The 20,150-nt window shown below is 44.4% G+C and carries 21 protein-coding genes and 2 tRNA genes; 6 read left to right on the top strand and 17 right to left on the bottom strand.

From position 1 onward, the window contains the following. Nucleotides 1–5: 5 nt before the first annotated feature. The 12 genes from flgK to L4D78_RS04065 all read right to left on the bottom strand — a co-directional run bounded on the left by flgK (nucleotide 6) and on the right by L4D78_RS04065 (nucleotide 12,081). On the bottom strand, nucleotides 6–1,889 hold the full coding sequence (gene flgK, locus L4D78_RS04010; RefSeq protein ID WP_428465760.1) for a flagellar hook-associated protein FlgK: 1,884 nt from the start codon (nucleotides 1,887–1,889) through the stop codon (nucleotides 6–8). 628 nt (nucleotides 1,890–2,517) lie between these two features. Further along, the gene (gene flgJ, locus L4D78_RS04015) at nucleotides 2,518–3,510 is read right to left on the bottom strand and encodes a flagellar assembly peptidoglycan hydrolase FlgJ (RefSeq protein WP_428465761.1); all 993 of its coding nucleotides are present in this window, start codon (nucleotides 3,508–3,510) and stop codon (nucleotides 2,518–2,520) included. Nucleotides 3,511–3,531: 21 nt separating this feature from the next. Further along, nucleotides 3,532–4,623: a flagellar basal body P-ring protein FlgI gene (locus L4D78_RS04020; RefSeq protein WP_428456083.1), complete on the bottom strand. Its 1,092-nt coding sequence runs from the start codon at nucleotides 4,621–4,623 to the stop codon at nucleotides 3,532–3,534. 12 nt (nucleotides 4,624–4,635) lie between these two features. Continuing rightward, nucleotides 4,636–5,403 (bottom strand): flagellar basal body L-ring protein FlgH, encoded by a 768-nt coding sequence (flgH, locus tag L4D78_RS04025; protein WP_428465762.1) that lies wholly within the window; start codon nucleotides 5,401–5,403, stop codon nucleotides 4,636–4,638. Between the two features lie 15 nt (nucleotides 5,404–5,418). Further along, a complete protein-coding gene (flgG, locus tag L4D78_RS04030; RefSeq protein ID WP_428465763.1) occupies nucleotides 5,419–6,207 on the bottom strand; it encodes a flagellar basal-body rod protein FlgG in 789 nt (262 codons plus the stop codon). Nucleotides 6,208–6,227: 20 nt separating this feature from the next. Beyond that, nucleotides 6,228–6,977: a flagellar basal-body rod protein FlgF gene (gene flgF, locus L4D78_RS04035; RefSeq protein WP_428465764.1), complete on the bottom strand. Its 750-nt coding sequence runs from the start codon at nucleotides 6,975–6,977 to the stop codon at nucleotides 6,228–6,230. A gap of 195 nt (nucleotides 6,978–7,172) precedes the next feature. Continuing rightward, complete coding sequence (gene flgE, locus L4D78_RS04040) at nucleotides 7,173–8,591, bottom strand: flagellar hook protein FlgE (protein ID WP_428465765.1); 1,419 nt, start codon at nucleotides 8,589–8,591, stop codon at nucleotides 7,173–7,175. A 23-nt stretch (nucleotides 8,592–8,614) separates the two neighbouring features. After that, complete coding sequence (gene flgD / locus L4D78_RS04045) at nucleotides 8,615–9,328, bottom strand: flagellar hook assembly protein FlgD (RefSeq protein ID WP_428465766.1); 714 nt, start codon at nucleotides 9,326–9,328, stop codon at nucleotides 8,615–8,617. Nucleotides 9,329–9,346: 18 nt separating this feature from the next. Then, nucleotides 9,347–9,763 carry a flagellar basal body rod protein FlgC gene (gene flgC, locus L4D78_RS04050; RefSeq protein WP_428465767.1) on the bottom strand — a complete coding sequence of 139 codons (417 nt, stop codon included), beginning with the start codon at nucleotides 9,761–9,763 and terminating at the stop codon, nucleotides 9,347–9,349. A gap of 3 nt (nucleotides 9,764–9,766) precedes the next feature. After that, nucleotides 9,767–10,162: a flagellar basal body rod protein FlgB gene (gene flgB / locus L4D78_RS04055; protein WP_428456076.1), complete on the bottom strand. Its 396-nt coding sequence runs from the start codon at nucleotides 10,160–10,162 to the stop codon at nucleotides 9,767–9,769. A 150-nt stretch (nucleotides 10,163–10,312) separates the two neighbouring features. Further along, complete coding sequence (locus L4D78_RS04060) at nucleotides 10,313–11,143, bottom strand: CheR family methyltransferase (RefSeq protein ID WP_428465768.1); 831 nt, start codon at nucleotides 11,141–11,143, stop codon at nucleotides 10,313–10,315. Between the two features lie 17 nt (nucleotides 11,144–11,160). Further along, entirely contained in the window at nucleotides 11,161–12,081 is a 921-nt protein-coding gene (locus L4D78_RS04065) for a chemotaxis protein CheV (RefSeq protein WP_428465769.1), read from the bottom strand. 164 nt (nucleotides 12,082–12,245) lie between these two features. Between L4D78_RS04065 and flgA the strand changes: the two genes are divergently transcribed. The 3 genes from flgA (at nucleotide 12,246) to L4D78_RS04080 (ending at nucleotide 13,840) form a co-directional block, all read left to right on the top strand. Continuing rightward, on the top strand, nucleotides 12,246–12,953 hold the full coding sequence (gene flgA, locus L4D78_RS04070) for a flagellar basal body P-ring formation chaperone FlgA (protein ID WP_428465899.1): 708 nt from the start codon (nucleotides 12,246–12,248) through the stop codon (nucleotides 12,951–12,953). 98 nt (nucleotides 12,954–13,051) lie between these two features. Beyond that, on the top strand, nucleotides 13,052–13,375 hold the full coding sequence (flgM, locus tag L4D78_RS04075) for a flagellar biosynthesis anti-sigma factor FlgM (protein ID WP_428456073.1): 324 nt from the start codon (nucleotides 13,052–13,054) through the stop codon (nucleotides 13,373–13,375). A 36-nt stretch (nucleotides 13,376–13,411) separates the two neighbouring features. Then, nucleotides 13,412–13,840, top strand: coding sequence for a flagella synthesis protein FlgN (locus L4D78_RS04080; protein WP_428465770.1), 429 nt, complete (start codon nucleotides 13,412–13,414; stop codon nucleotides 13,838–13,840). Nucleotides 13,841–13,923: 83 nt separating this feature from the next. On the opposite strand, the gene L4D78_RS04085 is transcribed toward L4D78_RS04080, so the two are convergent. Both L4D78_RS04085 and L4D78_RS04090 read right to left on the bottom strand, forming a co-directional pair. Beyond that, nucleotides 13,924–14,349 (bottom strand): LPP20 family lipoprotein, encoded by a 426-nt coding sequence (locus L4D78_RS04085; RefSeq protein WP_428465771.1) that lies wholly within the window; start codon nucleotides 14,347–14,349, stop codon nucleotides 13,924–13,926. Nucleotides 14,350–14,357: 8 nt separating this feature from the next. Further along, nucleotides 14,358–14,993, bottom strand: coding sequence for a FlgO family outer membrane protein (locus L4D78_RS04090; RefSeq protein WP_428465772.1), 636 nt, complete (start codon nucleotides 14,991–14,993; stop codon nucleotides 14,358–14,360). A 223-nt stretch (nucleotides 14,994–15,216) separates the two neighbouring features. On the opposite strand from L4D78_RS04090, the gene L4D78_RS04095 reads away from it, so the two are divergent. Further along, nucleotides 15,217–16,353 carry a flagella assembly protein FlgT gene (locus L4D78_RS04095; RefSeq protein ID WP_428465773.1) on the top strand — a complete coding sequence of 379 codons (1,137 nt, stop codon included), beginning with the start codon at nucleotides 15,217–15,219 and terminating at the stop codon, nucleotides 16,351–16,353. Nucleotides 16,354–16,413: 60 nt separating this feature from the next. Then, nucleotides 16,414–16,490, top strand: a tRNA-Arg gene (locus L4D78_RS04100). A 153-nt stretch (nucleotides 16,491–16,643) separates the two neighbouring features. On the opposite strand, the gene L4D78_RS04105 is transcribed toward L4D78_RS04100, so the two are convergent. Next, nucleotides 16,644–16,719, bottom strand: a tRNA-Ala gene (locus tag L4D78_RS04105). Between the two features lie 303 nt (nucleotides 16,720–17,022). On the opposite strand from L4D78_RS04105, the gene L4D78_RS04110 reads away from it, so the two are divergent. After that, nucleotides 17,023–17,199, top strand: a complete 177-nt coding sequence (locus L4D78_RS04110) for a hypothetical protein (RefSeq protein ID WP_428465774.1) — start codon at nucleotides 17,023–17,025, stop codon at nucleotides 17,197–17,199. A gap of 93 nt (nucleotides 17,200–17,292) precedes the next feature. Here L4D78_RS04110 and gltX read toward each other — a convergent pair whose 3' ends face one another. Next, the gene (gltX, locus tag L4D78_RS04115) at nucleotides 17,293–18,717 is read right to left on the bottom strand and encodes a glutamate--tRNA ligase (protein ID WP_428465775.1); all 1,425 of its coding nucleotides are present in this window, start codon (nucleotides 18,715–18,717) and stop codon (nucleotides 17,293–17,295) included. A gap of 245 nt (nucleotides 18,718–18,962) precedes the next feature. Next, nucleotides 18,963–20,024 (bottom strand): porin, encoded by a 1,062-nt coding sequence (locus L4D78_RS04120; protein ID WP_428465776.1) that lies wholly within the window; start codon nucleotides 20,022–20,024, stop codon nucleotides 18,963–18,965. Nucleotides 20,025–20,150 lie beyond the last annotated feature (126 nt).

Below are 20,150 nucleotides of genomic sequence, written 5' to 3' on the forward strand. Positions count from 1 at the left end.
TCTCCTTAACGGGATGCATTCAGCAAGGTATCAAAGGTTTCATTCGCCACGGTCATTATTCGCGATGATGCCATATAAGCTTGTTGAAACTTCATCATGTTTGCGGCTTCTTCATCAAGGTTTACACCGCCAATTTCAGCGACTCGGCCCTCTGCAGCTTGTTTTTCGACAAGCCCGACTTCTTTTAATCGAGAGGCTGATGCTTTTTGCACACCCATTTCCGTATTTAAGCCCTGATAGACATCAATGACTGTTGAACGTCCTTCATTCATCATCTTGCTGGTTTGTAAGCCTTGCATTTTGATCAAATTACCATTGTCGCCGTCGGCTGCATTCAAGTTGACAGCAAAAACATCACCACCAACTGCACCGTTCGACAAGGTAAAGCCGGTACCGCCAACAATTACCTCACCAGCCGGTGGGTAAGCTTGCGGTTGCTGCAAGATATTACCTTTCATGTCTAATACCGCAAACTGGCTGGCATCAGGTGATACCGCCACCTGAAATTCATTTAATGCCCCTTTGCGAGTGATACCAAACTCCGCCTCACCTTGCGTCTTACTGGCAGAGCTTAAATAACTTTGAGCGGCAATTTTTGCCGGATCGGACATGGCCATACTGATATCACCAGCACCGGTTCGTGTAGGGCGAAGAATGATTTTTTCACCCGCGCGCATTGGCGCATCCATCTCGACACGAAAACCATCAATAGCAAAAGCCGCTGGATTACCGCTGGGAATCACTTTCTGATGAGTACCATCCGGCATGGTTAAGGTATGTTGGCTGCCATCAAATGCCAGATCGTATTCACCAATCTTTAACGCATTTAAATCTTCGACGTACACTTTTAAATCTGCCGTTGAGCCTGCAGGTAGCATTGCGCGAGAAGCGGCAAGCGCAGGATCATTTACGTCACGGAACATCTCGCTACCGACTTGACCGTTTAAGTCTAAGCCTTGTTGCTGTAACTCATTAACGGAGTGGGAAAAGCCGATGGCAATTCGGCCCATTTCATCCATCGCGTGGGAAAGGGTTTCATCACGATATTGAAATAAAGCGGCCATTTTGCCGCCAATGTCATCATTGTTGATCGTCTTCATCGACTGGCCTTCAACAATTGCAAGCTGGGTCTGCTGAGGATCAGGTTTGCCATTGACCATGCGTAATTCACTGGCTTCTATTCCTGAAACCAATGTGTGCCCACTGCCAATCATGACGTTAAAGCTTTCATCGTTCTTACGCGTCACGGTTACTTTTGTATATTCTGACAACTCATTAATTAGATTCTGATGGCGGTCAAGCAAGTCATTATCGTGTCCAGAAATTGGGGTTTTCACCAACCCTTTATGTACCTCAGCCAGCTCTTTCGCAATATCATTCACACGGTTAAGCGTACGAGAAAGCACTTGGCTGGTTTCAGATTGCTGGCGCGATAACACATCAAAATTATCATTTAGCCCAGCAGTGACCATTTTGGCTTTTTCTAACACGACCGTTCGTCCACCGATATCATTTGGTGTATCGGACATTGCCTTAATCGCGTCATACCAATTGTTCATGTCTTCGGGGATTTTCTTGGCACTGTTTGCAAGCATGTTATCCAAACGGCCTAATTGCCCTTCTCGCTCATTGGCATAGCTTAAATTGGTTGTCGTCAGGTTCAATTCATTGGTGGCAAACTGATCATACCCGCGGCGAACTTCTGCCGCATGTACACCAGTACCATACTGATTGCCCCCCCACCAAATAGGGTCGTTGGCTTGCTGCACAACAGACTGACGGCTATACCCTTCGGTATTGACGTTATTAATGTTATGGCTGGTCGTATTAAGCTGTCGTTGGGCAGTTAATAAACCTTGCGAGCCCATATTGAGCAAGTCAAACGCCATGAAGCCTCCAGTCGGTCAGAAACAAATTAAATAATCCAAACTGTTTAATGCAAAAATCATTCCAAAAAAATAAACGCCTTATCATGTTGAATTTAAACAATTTAGATAATTGTGAGGCAAGCTGTTGCCGACTCTTTATGAGTGGTAAAGAAAAGAGGAAGTAGACATCAAAATCAGATCGCAAGTACGCAATCAGTGCACATAAACAAAGCCAACATGTGAAATATGCATCATAAATTACAATTAATACATTAATTACATTCACATAGAGCAATAATAAGGTTAATAATAAGATTAATAATAAATCATCATAATCACATCAATAAAAAGCTGCAGCTGAGGCAATGGAATGCTAATTAGAGCGTATGCGAAATATTCACTAAAACACCCCTACACCCACAGACTGATATGTTTAATGATGCTCGGTAGCTTCGTCATCAGTACGTTAGGCGTACTCATCTTGGAGAATTACTCCTTTGGTCTCGGGTTCATCGTGACTTTCATGGCGATGCCATTACTCGTTATGTCATCGAGTTATAAACGAAAATACCTCAGTACTCGCAGCTAATAGAATAAAAGTGTTGAAACAGCTTTTAAATATCGGCAGAGATCAGGGGGGGTGTTGCTTTTATTGCATTAACCCTTTTACGGTATTCATGACATTGATAATTTTGTCAGAGTAATTTGGGTCAGTTGCATAACCAGCTTGATGCAAATTACGTATAAATTGAGACGGATCGGCAGGCTGCTCTAGCGCCTTGGAATAGCGCGGGTTGTTGTTTAGAAACTGCACATAGTCATTAAAGCTATCTTGGTATGAGTTATAAGATCGGAAAGCCGCCTTTTCTTGAACAGGAATACCGTCGTGAAACTCAAGGGTGTTGGTCGCTACTTTGTCACCAGACCAACGAGGATCTGCCTTAATATTAAATAAGTTATTACTTGAACCCGCAGCATTCTTAATCACTTTCTTGCCCCAGCCGGTTTCCAGTGCAGCCTGAGCAATCAACACTGAAGGATCGGTGCCCAGTGCATGTGCGGCTTTTTCGGCATAAGGCTGCATCCGAGAGACAAAATCTTTAGGGGTTTCAAAACCTACCTCTTGCTGACGAGGAGCGGCAACCGTTGTTGCCCCTATTGCCAATGCTTGTTGCCGCTGCTTTTGTTGAATTTCAGCAAACGCATCACTGGCAGCTTTCTCTACCGTAGCATGGTCAGGTTTATTGCCTTTTGCATCAACGGGTAAGCGCAATGGCGCATCGTTGAACACTTGACGAATTTCAAACTCATCATTGCTTTCTGCCACCGGAGCTGCAGACTCTTCATCACCAAGTTGTTGCACAATTAAATCGGCCAACCCGAGCGATCCCGTGGAGCTTAGCTCACTGGCCATCTGTTCATCATGCATTTGCTCAAAGAACTTTGAATTGCTACTGCTCATTAAGTCAGATTCAAAAGCTTCATTCGCTTGGCGCATGGATTTAAACAACATCTGGGTAAAAATCGCTTCAAATTGCTCTGCAGCAGCACGTAACGATTTATCATCATCTTCACCAATGCCGGCTCGTAAGCGGTCGAGGCTAGATATATCATGAATAAAACCGGGCGATGTTGTTTTCATATTATGACTCTCTAATCATCATTAGATAATGATCAATTGACCTTGAATTGCCCCAGCCTGTTTAAGTGCTTGGAGAATTGCCATTAAATCAGACGGCGCTGCACCGACCTGATTAACCGCCCGTACTAGCTCATCAAGCGAAACCCCTGGTTCAAACTTAAACATACGGGAATCTTCTTCTGTCACCTGAATATCTGAATTGGGTACAACAACCGTTTCACCACCAGAAAAAGCATTAGGCTGACTAACCGAGTAGTTTTCTTTAATTGAAACCGTCATGCCGCCGTGAGTGATTGCAGCGGGCTTAAGCTTCACATGCTGACCAATAACAATGGTACCCGTTCGAGAGTTAACAATGATTTTTGCCGCGCCGTCTGCAGGGTCAAACTCAAGGTTTTCAATCGTCGCAAGGAATGCTACTCGCTGACTGACATCACGCGGAGCACGAACACGTACCGAGGTTGCATCAACAGCAGACGCCATTTGTGGCCCTAAAAATTCATTTACGGCATCCGCCATACGCTGAGCGGTAGTAAAATCAGACTCAAACAGGTTGAAGGTCAAAAAGTCACCACGACCGAATGGATTTGGTACTTCTTGTTCAACCATGGCGCCATTAGTAATTCGTCCAACGGTTGGCGTGTTACCAACCACTTTCGAGCCATCCGCGCCTGACGCACTAAATCCACCAACCACTAAACTGCCTTGCGCTACTGCATACACTTCGCCATCAAGGCCTTTCAGAAAGGTCTGTAGCAACGTACCACCACGCAAGCTTTTCGCAGAACCAATGGACGATACCGTGACATCTATGGATTGCCCTTGCTTAGTGAAGGGGGGCAACGTTGCATTTACGGCAACTGCTGCGACATTTTTGGTTCTTGGCCGTGTGCCCGGTGGTAATTGAATACCAAAATTTTGTAGCATGGCGTTGAAGCTTTGATCGGTAAAAGGCGTTGTTTCGCCGGTTCCCGGCAAGCCAACAACTAAGCCATAACCCACTAATTGGTTACTCCGAACGCCAGCGACTTCCGAGACATCTTTAATACGGGCAGCCTGAACCGGTAACCCAATCAAAAGAATTAAACCATATAAAAATGTTTGCAGTTTCACAATTGAGCCTTATTAAATGCTGACGTTAAAGAAGCGAGCCAGCCAGCCTTGCTCCTGAGTATCTTGTCGCTCACCCGTGCCTGAATATTGAATTCGAGCATTGGCAATACGAATCGAAGGGATCGTATTTTCTTGGGTGATATCGTCTGGGCGTATTGTGCCACTAAGGCGAATATATTCATCCCCAGTATTTAGCGTCAACCACCTCTCGCCTCTTATCAGGAGGTTACCATTGGGTAGGACTTCAATAACTTCTACAGTAATTGAGCCCGTCAGGCTATTGCTTTGATCTGCCGAGGTACTGCCCGCAAATTTATTGGCATTGCTCACTTCATACGACAGATCGCGACTCCCAATATTCACTTCTTGCCCACCGAGCATAAGTGGATCCATCGACATATCAGTTTTTTTGTCGGAGTCTGAGCTTGCACTCTTTTTCGCTTGGGTTTTTTCTTCAAGCATAACTGTCACGATGTCACCTAAACCGCGAGGTTTGGTATCATCGTAAAGATCTTGTACATGTGTTGTACTGAACAGCGAGCCTGTTGCAGTCGCATAATGTTCAGGGGTTTGTTGTGGTCGAATACTCGCCCAAGCGGGATCATCAACCTGAGGGTCTTCCCGGCGGCGCATCATGTCAACCAAGCCACCGCTTTCTTGAGTCGTCCCCTCGACGGCATCCACATTGGTTGTCGCTTGAGCGACATCAGATTCGATATCATCAGGCATCTGCACACAGCCAGACAAAAGAATAACTAAACCCACTAAACACTTTTTCATTGCTGCTCTACCCTGTTAAAGCTGCTGGTTCACGTAACTTAACATCTGATCTACCGTTGAAATCACTTTCGAGTTCATTTCATAAACTCGCTGCGCTTCAATCATGTTAACCAGTTCTTCAGTAACATTAACATTCGAAGTTTCAAGCATAGATTGGCGAATTGAACCCAGCCCTTCCAAGCCAGGTACACCCTCTTGAGCATCACCACTCGCGCCTGTAGGTAAGAATAGGTTCTGGCCGATTGGCTCTAAGCCGCCTGGATTAATAAAGGCAACCGTCGTGAGCTGACCAAGTACCTGATTTTCTTGCTGGCCTCTAATACGCGCAGATACTTCACCGTCAGTACCAACCGTAATGCCGACGGCATCTTCCGGTATCGCAATTTCAGGTTGTACTAAGTAACCCGAGCCAGTGGTGACTAATTGGCCTTCGGCGTTAATTGTAAATTGACCATTTCGGGTGTAACCCATATTGCCATCTGGCATCAGAACCTGAAAGAAGCCTTCGCCTTCAATCATCATATCCATCGCATTGTTGGTCGTTTGGGTATTACCTTGCGTATGAACTTTTTGAGTAGCAACAACCTTCGAGCCCGCACCGAGCATCAAGCCTGTTGGCAATTCGGTGTCTTGTGTTGATTGACCACCCGGTTGGTTGATGTTTTGGTAAAACAGATCTTCAAATACTGCACGGCTCTTCTTAAAGCCCACCGTTGAGGCATTGGCCAGATTATTAGAAATGGTCGAGATATTCGTCTGCTGGGCGTCAAGACCGGTTTTACTTACCCATAAAGCTGGATGCATGTTCTGTTCCTTTTATCGGTTTAGCCTAAACGCAGCAGTGATGTGGACGCGGCATCCATTTCTTCTGCTGTTTTCATTAATTTGACTTGCATTTCAAAGTGACGTTGAAGGTCGATCATGCTGGTCATTTCACCCACCGCATTGACATTGCTGCCTTCTAACGCGCCTTTTAACAACGAAACACTCGCGTCGGCATCAAAGATTTCACCAGGGTTCTTTGATTTAAATAGGCCGTTGATATCTTTATACAGCTCACGATTATCTGGACGTACGAGTTTTAGCCGATCAACAATTTCCATTGCCTCAGGTGGCGCGCCTTGAGGTAATACAGAGATGGTTCCGTCGTTGCCAACTTCAATTTTATTGATTGGAAGAGGAATGAAAATTGGACCGCCGTTTTCACCAAGCATCAAATTACCGCTGCCGTTTTGCAACATACCGGTTTCATCAATTTTAAGGTTTCCAGCACGGGTATAGGCTTCTTGACCGGAGGCATCAAGTACCGCTAACCACCCTTCTCCTTCAACGGTGACATCGAGATCGCGTCCCGTCGTCATCACCGCGCCTTGGGAAAAATCTTGCCCTGGGTTTTCTGTCATGGCAAATACACGGCTTGGCAAGCCTTCGCCATAAGCTTGCATGCTTCTTGCCTGCTCAAGATCGGCACGGAAGCCTGTTGTTCTCACATTAGCAAGGTTATTGGCATGCACTTGCATTCCATACATATCTTGCTTTGCGCCACTCATGGCTAAATACAGTGCACGATCCATTATCGACTCTCCAATCACAATTCAATGATCTTAAAGCAATAATTATGCCAGCATATATAAGTTGTTTTATATCAGATGATTAGAGGTTAAATATTGAAGGATACATTCGAATCACGCCAATATTATGACGAATACGGAAACGCATTGCCGCCTACATAACGAGGCGGCAATGATGGCAAAAGAAAGGAAAAGCAGTTAACGAATTTGTAAAATAGTCTGTTGCAGCTGGTTATCAACTTCTAATGCACGGGAGTTTGCTTGGAAGTTTCGCTGAGCGGTGATCAAGTCAACCAGCTCTTGAGTCATATCGATGTTCGATTGTTCAAGCGTACCACTTTTTATCGCACCAAATGCCCCTTGCGTTGCTTCACCCCATATAGCGGCTCCCGAATCTTGGCTAGCCACCCACTGGGTACCACCTTTCGATACTAGGCCCTGCTCATTGGGCACACGCACCATACCAACCCGTCCTAAGGTGACGTTTTCGCCGTTGCTGTATGTCGCAACAATGGAACCTTTAGCATCAACGTCGACCTTTGCAAGGTAGCCTGTTGTCGCACCATCTTCATTAAAGCGGCGAATTTCAAACGGGGCAGCATATTGAGTCGGCTCATCAAAATTGACTGACAAGGTCTGATTTGCATTGGCGCCGTTCATTTCAAGTCCAGCACCGCCTTCTTCCACAGGTAAACCTAGAGCCTGTGTCACAATCGGATTACCGTTGTTTATCGATTTCACTGAACCATCGGTATTAAAGTCCATATAGTGACCTTGATGGCCATTACCAATAGGACCATTGGCATCACCCGAGGCCACTTCACCGTCACCATCCGGTGTCATATTAACATCAACAGCCTTTTCACCAGTGGCATCGGTCACGGTGTAGTAGACTGCCCAGCGGTTTTCAGCTTCAGATCCTGGGGCAGCTTCAACGGGGTTACCATTTTCATCCACTTGCGCGGATGTATCACCACCATTGTCTTTCACATAATAGGTCGTCATTTTGTATGGCTGACCTAATGAGTCATACATCGTTAACGACGTCGACTTGTTGTAACTAGTTTGATCATTGAAATCAAACTTCGACGGATCTTTTGCCGGATCGGCCGCTGGCAAATTCACACCAATATTAATGTTTTGGGACTCACGAGGCTGACCAAATTGATCCGGCACCCTTAGTGCTTGTGCTTCGTATGACGTTACCTGATCGGTTTCTTGATCAACCTGATAACCCAATAAGTACTGACCTTCCGAGTTTACAATTTGGTTGTCTTTATTTAGATGAAAAGCACCATTTCGGGTCAAGCTATTATTCTGGGGCTGTAGTTTGTCATCCGCGACAGCAAAAAAACCGCCCCCAGAGATACGAAGATCCATCGGGTTATTGGTATAAACACTCGAGCCTTCATGGAACTGCTGAGCAACAACCGAGGTTTGTACACCACCGCCTGTTGTCGTTTTAGCGTTCGAGAAAATTGAACTTGAATATACATCGCCAAACTCTGCGCGTGACTCTTTAAAGCCGAAGGTATTTGCATTGGCAATGTTGTTACTGGTGGTATTGAGGTCTTTTTGTGATGCCCCGATCCCACTCAGTGAAATATTGAATCCCATAGTATGAATCTCCTAATTACCGGTTATACCTGGCCGACTTCAAGAACGTCGGAAAGTTTGAATGGCGAGTCAAAACCCGCAAGGTTTAGCATGACGTTGCCATCACCATTACCCAGCAACACGCTGTTTACATTGGCGTAAGTCGACACATCAAACTCACGGCTTTCGCCGCCGACCAGACCCGCTACTTTTAATGTGTAGCGGCCTTCCGGCAATACATTGCCATTTTCATCGGTGCCATCCCACTCGATGCGATGCTCGCCCGGTGGTTTAGCTCCCATATCAAAGCTTTTTAATAACTGACCCTGTTCATTTTCAACACGAACCATCATGTTATCGAGTGCCTGTGGTAGGTTCACCATGCCGCCCATCGCACCTTCAGCAGCTTTGACGCTGGTTGAGCTTGGGATCAGAACATCACGCCCAACTAACGATGAGGCTTGAAGAGCCTGATTCGATGTCATGGCGGAGTTCAGATTACCAAACTGCTCATTCATTTGGTTAATACCATCAACCGTGGCAAATGAAGCCATTTGGGCAATCATTTGATCGTTACCCACGGGTTTAAATGGATCTTGCTGGGCTAATTGCTTGGTCAATAGCGACAAAAAGTCTTCTTGCTTCAGCTCATTTTGGCCTGTCGCTTTATTATCTTCCTGTAACTTTTTCTCTTGCATGCCCTTAAGCTGGTCAAGATAAGATAAGCTGCCAGAGCCTGCGCCATTAATACTGCTCATAACCGTTACTCCTTATCCTTATTTGCCCATCTGTAATGTCTGCATCAGCATCTGCTTACTGGCATCTGCGACTTGGACATTACTTTGGTATGAACGCGAAGCTGAAATCATGTTGGCCATTTCTTCCATCACGTTTACGTTAGGCTTGTAGATATACCCTTCACCATTAGCAAGTGGGTGATCGGGGTTATATTCAGCACGCAAAGGCTTCTGGCTTTCGACAATCCCTTTCACTTGCACTGGCACACTGTCTTCACGCTGGTAACTCGCGCTCTGAAGGGCCGCAGCAAAAATAGGATGGCGCGCTTTATATGTTTCATCAGCAGAGCTGCTTACGCTATTGGCGTTAGCAAGGTTGCTTGAAGTGGTGTTCAAACGCACAGATTCTGCGCTCATTGCTGAGCCGGAGACATTAAAAATATTAAACAAACTCATCGATTATTCTCCTTTCAATGCCTTGCTCAGGTTTTTGAATTTTGAGCCCAAGAAGTCAAGCGATGCTTGATATTCCAGCGAGTTTTGCATAAATAGGTTCTGTTCTAGCTGAGCATCAACGGTGTTTCCATCGCCAGTATCTGGCTGGTTTGGTACACGGTATTTTTGCTCACCCATTACCGTTGTAGAGGCAGAGATATGCCGACCATTGGTGCGACTAAGGCCAATCTTTGCCTCTGATGTTGCCGCATTCAATGCTCGCTGAAAGTCGACGTCTTTTGCTTTGTAGCCCGGCGTATTTGCATTGGCAAGGTTGCTCGCCAGTGTTTCTGCGCGCTTCGCACGAACACCGACCGTGTGTTGGTGTACACCCAATGCTTTATCAAAAGAAATAGACATATCTGCCTCCATAATTCGTTATGAATATAAAAGCAAAGGTTGTGCCAAGTTTTATTAATGAAGGAGATACAATCAAGAAAGGCAAAGAGAGAGCAGCCTCTCTCTTTGTTATATGAAGCTCGCCATCTAGGGATATAGACGAGAAAGCTACTACTTTAGCTTATAGATAATCCCAGGGGTACAACGGATCATTTCAAATTTATCCGTTAATCCTGTTAACGATTCTGATGCCCCAAGCAATAAGTAACCACCTGGGTTTAAGCTCATAGCCATCTGATTAAGCACTTTGGCCTTCATTTCTGGTGAGAAATAAATCAATACATTTCGACAAAAAATAATGTCGAATTTACCCAGCAAGGCATAGCTATCTTTTAGGTTTTGCGGACGGAAATTGACCATTCGCTTCACCTTATCGTTAACTTTCATTCGACCATCACCATTATTCTCAAAGAATATTCGGCGACGCTCGGGTGATAGGCCACGACTCAGGGCCAAATTATCATAAGCACCCGCTCGACAAGTATCGAGCATGGTTTGCGAAATATCCGTTGCTGTGATTTGAACGCCGCTGGTGAGCATGCCAGGTCGTCGATTCTGAGTTTCCAGTATCGTCATAGCAATCGAGTAAGGTTCTTGGCCTGAAGAACTGGCTGATGACCATATTTTTAACGGTCGTTTATTGGCTGCCAGTTCAGGTAATAGTTTTTCAGCCAATACCGTATAGGGATAGGTATCACGAAACCATAGCGTTTCATTGGTTGTCATCGCATCGACAGCGGCAACCCGAAGTTCCCTATTTCGACCCAAAACCACAACCTTCAGCAACTCAGACAGTGATGATAGCGAAAATCGGCTGACCAACGGACTCAAGCGGCTACGTACTAAGTATTGCTTACTGTCGCCAAGTACAATACCGCACTGCGCTTCAAGGAAACGGCAAAAGTCACGGTATTCCTGATCGTTTATTGTTATAGCTGTCATCTACTACTCTAACTTAATTATTTTTCTGGCATTGCCGCTTTTACTGCAGCACCAAGTTCATCAGGGTTAAACTTCGGAATAAAGGCATTCGCCCCAACTCGCTCAACCATGGCTTGGTTAAATACACCGCTCAGGGAAGTATGGAGGATAACATGTAAATCTTTCAGCTGTGGATCATTACGAATTTCAGCCGTTAAGGTGTAACCATCCATTTCAGGCATTTCAATGTCTGAAATCACTAACGCCAATTGCTCATAGATGCTCGACTCTTTTGCCATTTCACGCAACTTTTCAATTGCTTCTTTACCGTCTTGAACCAGTACACATTCACAACCGATGGCTTCAATGGCACGCTGGATTTGTTTGCGTGCAACACTTGAGTCATCAGCAACAAGTACACGACGTACTGCAGGCATATGTTCGATGAGATCTTCTAAAACCGTGCCTGTAATATCTGTATTTACAGGGGAAATCTCATCAAGAATTTTCTCGACATCAAGTATTTCAACCAGCTCGTTGTCAATCTCAGTGACAGCCGTTAAATAATTGTCCTTACCAGCCCCTTTCGGCGGCGGCAAAATAGATTCCCAATTCATATTGATAATGCGCTCAACAGATGAGACCAAGAAACCCTGAATTGAACGATTAAACTCTGAAATAATGACGAAGCAATTATCTAAATCGGTAATTGGACGCCCACCCGTTGCAAGGCTCATATCAATCACTGAAATAGTTTGCCCCCGAATATGGGCAATACCTTTAACCAATGGGTGTAAGTTAGGCATGGTGGTCAGTTTCGGGCACTGAAGCACTTCCTTAACTTTGAATACATTGATTCCATAGCGCTGGCGTCTATTAAGCCTAAAAGTAAGCAATTCTAGACGGTTTTGGCCGACTAACTGTGTTCGTTGGTTGACTGAATCTAGGATCCCAGACATAAGGGCGACTCCGTGTTATCGTTTTTATAATTTGATACGTGTTCAATAAGAATTTTTTTTACAATTGGCATATCATACCAAATTCAATCGTGTTCAGGTCATCTGATGATATGAACAACGGTCATTATTCTTGCGACGAACTTGGTAAACATAGAGTGAAAACCTTGACCCCAAAAACACATTTACCATTATTACTCTTTGTCATCGGCTTGATTGCTTTTTTCTTTAGCGCAATCGCCAATGCAACAGCACAAAATATTAATGTTGCAGTACAACGCACCGCTGAAGAATTCGTGACAAAAAACATTACCGTTCCAGAACGCGGGACCCTGCAAGTAAATGCGGCAACCCTCGACAGTCGGCTGAGGCTCCGCCAATGCTCTGAACCGCTCAATGCGACCATTCCGGGGAAGCAATCGCTGACGGGAAATGTCACGGTGTTAGTAAATTGTGTTCCTGAAAATTGGCAGGTTTATGTTCCCGTACGTACGCAATTATTATTACCCCGCGTTGTAGCCACAAAACCTTTGGCACGGGGTGTGGTACTGAGTGCCGATGATCTCACTGTCGAACAAGTTGAATTACGCTTCCAGCGAGGAGCCGTCTTTGAACGTCCAGAGCAAATCATTGGTTCTAAAATAAAACGCACCGTGAATATGGGTGATGCAGTACAAGGTGGCGATATTTGCCTTGTTTGCCGTAATGATGCCGTAAATATTAAAGCAGGTAACGGTGGGCTAAACATCGTTACTAACGGTATTGCTCTTTCTGATGGGTCTTTGGGCGAACAAATTCGTGTACAAAATGCCAAATCAAAGCGGGTTATTGACGCGGTGATCACCAGCGTTGGTGAAGTTACCGTCAATTACTAGAGGAAACAGCCAAAATATTGGTACAATTAATACTAAAGTTTACTGATGCCCTGCCGATGTAGAGGCTGTCTCTAGTATATTGTTCAAAGGCTAATTATATGGCAAGTATCGATCAACTTCGATCCGGTCACCCAATGACAACATCTCGCAGCAGCCACAGCAATGTGTCTAACGCTGGAACCGGGTCATCCAAGAGCGCCACTAGCTCTTCTATCGGCGGTAACCAAAATGATGCTGTTTCTCTCAGCTCACAAGGTAAAGCTGTCGGTCAAATCCACCAGCAACTCGCTGCTGAACCAAGCTTTGATAGTGCCAAGGTCGCTGCAATTAAAGAAGCGATCAGTAACGGTTCTTATGTTGTCGACGCTGAAAAATTAGCCTCCAACATGATTAAATTTGAAGATGAACTGCGCGGTTTGTAGCATACCTTTCAGCGTAAGCCTTAATGAGAGTGAACCATGTCCCAATCTATTGAACAGTTACTAGAGCTGCAGCAAGCCACACTGGTCTCACTCTCTCGCCTACTGGAGCAAGAAAAAGCCGCGATCGTTGCTCGAAAAGCAGTGGATATTTCACAGCTAGCAACAGATAAGCTCACTTTGATTCATAAAGTGCAGCAGCAAGATCACCTCATTGCCAGTCATCCTAACCGTCAGCAATTAGTAGATAAGCCAAATTTAGCCGCCATTGTTGAAGAAATCAAAGCGACGGCTGCACGCTGTAAAGGCATTAATGAAGTCAACGGCGAAGCGCTTCAACGAGCGCAGCTCAGCTTCCACAAACTCAATAACCTCTTTCAACAGAGCCGTGGGAAGCAGCAAATGACCTACAATAGCGACGGTGTCGCCCAAAATATCCGTTCGTTAGGTACGAATATCAAAGCATAAATACGTCTCTGTAGCCTTGTAGATCAAAAAAGCGAGAGCATTATACTCTCACTTTTTCAGTTCAGGCATACAAGCTATGTAGATTAGAATAATGTCTCTTGATTTGTTGGCACTTGATAAACTTCACCATGCTTTTTCATCCGGTCCATTTTTTTCAGATCAAGCTCCATCTCAGTAACAAAGCTGTCGCCGACAGGGTAACTGCGCAACACTTTTGCACCACGAATAATACCATCGGCAGAGCCGTCTGTACTTTCAATCCCTAACTGCTGATCTTCCATTCCGGCCCTAGCACTAATGCGCATACCGTAAACTTGCTCGGTGAGTTCACGGTAAGCATCTATTTTGGATGCTCGCATTGCTCGGACACGCTTTTCTTCAGTTGTTCGGCCACGCTGCTCACTGATAGAGGCATAGCCAACAGCAGTGATTAAATCATCATTGCGAATATCAGCTAAAGGCTGACAACCTACTAGCGTAACCAAAATCACCAAAAACCAGTAACGCATATTCACTCCTAAGGTTTTAACACCACAGTATTGCGGTCATGCGTTGCGGTTTCATTTCGAATGATCACACCGTTTTGGATACGCATTTTATTCAAAGTATCAAGATCTCGCCCAATTCTATCTGCAGGTAAAAAGCCTTGAGCAGAAGCAATCACAACGCGAGAGCGCATACCTATAATACGCGCATTAACCAATACACCCGCTCCTTGACGCAACATCGTGCCTGTTAGCACATAATCAACAGGCTGCTCTGCGCTAAGCTCGCGCCAATCACGACTGATAGAAAAGTCACCATCTGGGGTAACCTTTATAGCCCCTGTCGCCTTATAGTCGACCACGGTATAACCACGCTGCTGCATTTGATACATAAAGCTTTCAGTTACACTGTTTCCTAACCAGTTGGTCTCGCCCATTTCTTGTAAATCAACAAATGACGTCACGGCTAACGGTGTTTTGGCCGTTAAATACTGGTTTGAAGTAACAAGCTGTTCCGTCATCCCTTCAATAAAGAAGTCCAAGGTGTGACGTGGGGTTTCCTTCAACAAGAAGGTACTTCCTGTGTAAGGTTCCTTCCCATTGTATATTGGGGAGTATGTGCATGATACGGTCATCATCGCCAGTATCAGGACTATCCATTTTTTCATTCTAACCAGCTCCAGATGAAAAGAGACTTGATGCTCTTACCCTGTTATCGTACACAGAAAGAAAAACTTTACCGATTACACTAAAAAATGCTACTAGGAACACTCTTTGCATAACCTCTACTATTAACGCAATTCGTTCGTTGCAACAAGAAACGGCAAGTTTTATCTTTAGCTACTTACGCATAAGCAATTTTCATACCCAAGTTGACCAGAGTTGGAATAAATGAGTAAAAAATACTTAACCTTACTCGGTAGCCTTTGCCTGCTACTCTCATCGCAGATATCTGCCGCCTGGTTTGAGGTGACAGGGACAGCCGTGCAGCTCGAAAGCGAAAGTACCGCTCGAAAAAATGCCCTTGAAGACGCCGTATTTCAAGCGATGAGCTATGCGGGTGCTGATATATCCAGCTTTAGCTATCTACAACCCTACCTGGCCACAGAACACAGCGAATATCAGTTTAGTGGCAACGAAGTTCGCCATGTCATGGTACTCAAAACACAAAAAAGAAGCGGCAAGGTTTACCTAACTGCCCGTATCGATGTGTACCCATCGGCAAAAACTTGCCACAAAGTACAATATAAAAAAGGGTTACTGCTCGGCGAGTTCGCTATCAGCTATCCACAACATGCATCTTTAGGCGGAGTTTACCAACTCGGTGAGTCATTCACTTCAATATTAAAGCGCCAAATAGAGCGAAATTCTCAAAGTTTTGTTGTCAGCAACACAACTCGAGTACCCATTTCAGCGGGCCAACCGTCAGTGATGACCATGCTGGCAGAAGATAATGATGCGCAGTACATCATTAGCGGTGAAATCACGGATTTAACCTCGACACTCGACCAAAAATTCTTAAGAAGCGATCAAATTAACCGCCAGTTTGCTGCCAACATTCAAATTATGGATGGCAAAACCGGTGAAATGTTAATGCAGAATAATTACCGAGAAGTAGCAGAGTGGCCGTTCTCTCGCGTGAGTAAACTCGATACAACCAGCGCGCGATTCTGGCAATCTAGCTACGGACAAGCAGTACAACGTGTCAGCCGTAATATGATGCTTGATCTCGAGAGTACGTTATCTTGCAAGGCAAGCTTACCTGAAGTGGTTAATACCTACGGCAATACAGTGCAAGTGAATGTAGGCCGCATCCATGGCGTAGAATCAGGTGATCGCCTTGCGTTATGGCATAGCGCTGGGTTTATCGACCAACACGGTATACCGCGTAATCGAATGATCCAAACCGATATCACCCTGACCGTTGATCGCGTGTACGAAAAGTCGGCAGAGCTACTTGTTGAACAGCCCGATTTAGCTGGCAGCATTCAACCTGGCGATTTGCTAACCAAACAGCTCCAGAAGTAATATAATCGCTTAATATATCTGAAAAAGTTTGTATAATAGCCACTCAAGTTCATACTTGAAGCTCCCTTAGCTCAGCTGGATAGAGCGTCCCCCTCCTAAGGGGAAGGCCGCAGGTTCGACTCCTGCAGGGAGCGCCATCAAATTCAAAGGCCTAGCATAGTAATATGCTGGGCCTTTTCTCTATCTACACTCCATGCAAAAGTCTCAAGGCTCAGATAGCAAAAAACCCCGCCTAAGCGAGGTTCTAAGCCTATAGACTGTATTAATAATGATACAACCTATAATAAATTTGGTGGAGCTATGCGGGATCGAACCGCAGACCTCTTCGCTGCCAGCGAAGCGCTCTCCCAGCTGAGCTATAGCCCCAAATCTTGAAATTGATAATAAAAAGTTAATGATTTCATGTCAATAAACAATCTTTATCAAGATTGCTGTTCGCCAACTTGATCACACTTTACCGATTTTAGAAATTACATACATTCTATAAAATGTAAAAAACAGCTTAAAATATATTCGCTTATTAAGAATTGAAAAAAATGATTATGTTCTATGATTTCAAATGTATGAAGATGGAGTTTTCATGTTTTTGTGACGTATAACGGACTATGTAGAAAGGCCTCGCCTGTAAATAGAGGTTGAAAATCATTAATTGCATATGAGAGATCACATATGAAAAAACTAACGATTCTTATTGCTGCTGCATTACTGTCTATTAGCTTTAACTCAATGGCATTTACACTTGCCGGTACCCCAACCGTTGTAGAAAAAGACACCTACAGATATTGTGCTGGTGCAACTAACTTTTGGGTGTGTGTGCAATCTTATGAGTTAAGGAAAAAAAAGTAAAAAAAGAGCAGAAGTAACATTGCTACCTCTGCTCTTAGTATTAACAAATCGGAGTGTGAACAATAAACAGGTTATTCACATTCCATTTGTTACTTATGCATTCGCTTCTCGCTCGGCAATATAACCAAGTGCCATCTGAAGACGAGCAACTACACGCTCTTTTCCAATCAACTGCATCACCGCATCAACTGACGGTGACTGACCTTGGCCAGTAACCGATACACGCAATGGCATACCTACTTTACCCATACCAAGCTCAAGCTCTTCACATGTTTCTTTGATCACATTATGAAGATTCTCAGTTGTCCACTCTTCAAGTGCTTCAACTTTAGCAAGTGCTAGTGTCAGCGCACCTTTTGCTACTGGGCGTAGGTGCTTCTTCGCTGCACCCGCTTCGAACTCACTGAAATCTTGGTAGAAGTAACGTGATTGATCTGCAAGCTCAATCAATGTATTACAACGCTCACCGACGAGTTTAATTACATCTGTAATTGCAGGGCCGTTAGCCGTGTCGATTTCTTTCTGATCAAGGTGCCACTGAAGGTAGCTAGCAACGTATTCTGGTTCAGACGTTTTGATGTAATGATTATTCAACCAAAGTAGCTTATCAGTGTTGAAAGCAGATGCTGACTTGCTGATTGAATCTAGGCTAAACAACTTAATCATTTCTTCTAGAGAGAAGATTTCTTGATCACCGTGTGACCAACCCAAACGTACTAAATAGTTCAGTAGCGCTTGTGGTAGGTAACCTTCATCACGGTATTGCATCACGCTGACTGCACCATGGCGTTTAGACAGTTTTGCACCGTCATCACCAAGGATCATTGCGCAGTGTGCAAACTCTGGTACTGGTGCACCCAGTGCTTCGTAAATGTTAATTTGACGAGGGGTATTATTGATATGGTCTTCACCACGCACAACTTGCGTGATCCCCATATCCCAGTCATCAACAACCACACAGAAGTTATACGTTGGGCTACCGTCTGTACGGCGAATGATCAGATCATCAAGCTCGCTGTTTGCAATCTCAATATTACCACGGACATGATCATTAAAGACTACCGTGCCTTCTTTCGGGTTACGGAAGCGGATAACAAAAGGTGATGCATCTGTTGCTGCAGCATTCGCCGCAACAATTTTGGGATGGTTAGCATCGTAACGCGGCTTAACACCTGCGGCCATTTGCTCTTCACGAAGTTCGTCAAGTAGCTCTTTCGGGCAGTAACACTTGTAAGCTTTATCTTCTGCAAGCAGTTGATCGATTAACTGGTTGTAGCGGTCAAAACGCTTTGTCTGATAGTAAGGACCTTCATCCCAATTCAGACCAATCCACTCCATCCCTTCGAGAATGGCGTCGATCGCTTCCTGTGAAGAGCGCTCTAGGTCAGTATCTTCGATACGAAGAACAAATTCGCCACCCATATGTTTAGCGAACAACCAAGAATATAGTGCAGTACGTGCACCACCAACATGAAGAAAGCCTGTAGGGCTTGGAGCAAAACGAGTTTTAACCGTCATTAAAGAACCTTAAATAAAATGCTGACTCAAATCGTGATGTTACTTCATCACTATCATCGATAATTACGCATTTTACCACCAGTACTGCAATCCACAATACAGTTATAACATTTCATCTTTTCACTCAATCGGAGAACCAACGCTAAATGTGTACAATTTCAATTATAATAAAAAGCCCCAGTAAGAATACTGAGGCCAGAAAAACTAAATGATTAGCCGATCGCTAAGGCAACGTTAAACCTTGATTAGAAATACCATTCGGTACCGATACGGATCATTGTGTCTTCACCGTACTTGCTACCACGTGCATCACTATGCTGTGCAACACGTAAGAAGGTATAAACGGCATTAAACGAATAACCAACTTCACCCGTTAGCGTCTCACGTTTTAGGAATTCATCTTTTACGCCATCAGTTTTTCCATCTTGGCTTGCATAGCCTAAACGGAAATTAGTGTTTCCCATGAAATAATTAGCTTGTAGCGAGTAAGCATCTATTTCTCTTTCATCATAGTCGCCCGTACCTTTTTTGTTTGAATCAAATTCACCAGTTTTATATGCACCAGCAAACGACAAGTTCGCTATTGGACGGAATTCAAAACCAACAAAATAGTTATCGGTATCACCGATTAAATCATCATCAAATTCGGTATCATTCGTTAATTCAAAAGCGGCATGTAATGTCAGCATATCAACAGGTGTAACAGATACCTTACCACCAACAAAGTTTGAATCAGACGTATTTTCGCTACCGTTGCCATACGACAAGCTGAAATTCAGCATATCCGCAATTTGTGCTGAATCGTAGCGAACATGTTGACTTTTACGGTCAAAATGAAAGCGTTCACCTGCACGCCAACCACGGTCAAATGTTGTACCCATGTTTGATGCACTGTAAGGCCAATCAACCAATTCATACATTGGTGTTAACATTCGACCGAAACGAACCGCGCCCCACTCATCACCACGAATACCAGCAAATGTATCGCGGTTACCTAATTTAGCGCCGTCATCAAGCATCCAACCTGATTCCATTTGAACAAAGGCTTCAACAGAGTCTGTCATTGCCTGAGCGGCACGAAAGCCAACTCGAGTTTCATTTTCTAGCACCCACCCCTGATCTTTCGTCGAACCATCTTTAGCCTTAGCCTTCGTTCCATAATCAACCGCAGAAATCGAAACCACACCATAGACTTCAACTTTTGAGTCATTAGTTTCACCGATGGTGTAAGCATTTGCAGCAAAAGATCCCATTGTGATAGCTGCCACACTCATACTGACTAGTGTACGTTTGAAAGTCTTTTTCATTTGGAACTCCTAATTAATGTATAGCTGTTTATATACATCATCCTCAGTTGGCCGCCGAAGGAGATATACATAATTCATTGTTATGTGTTACTACAGGAATAAGGCTAACCGCTTTTTTTTCTTCGT

It is taken from the genome of Photobacterium minamisatsumaniensis (genome assembly GCF_050336695.1).
Taxonomy (GTDB): Bacteria; Pseudomonadota; Gammaproteobacteria; order Enterobacterales; family Vibrionaceae; genus Photobacterium; species Photobacterium minamisatsumaniensis.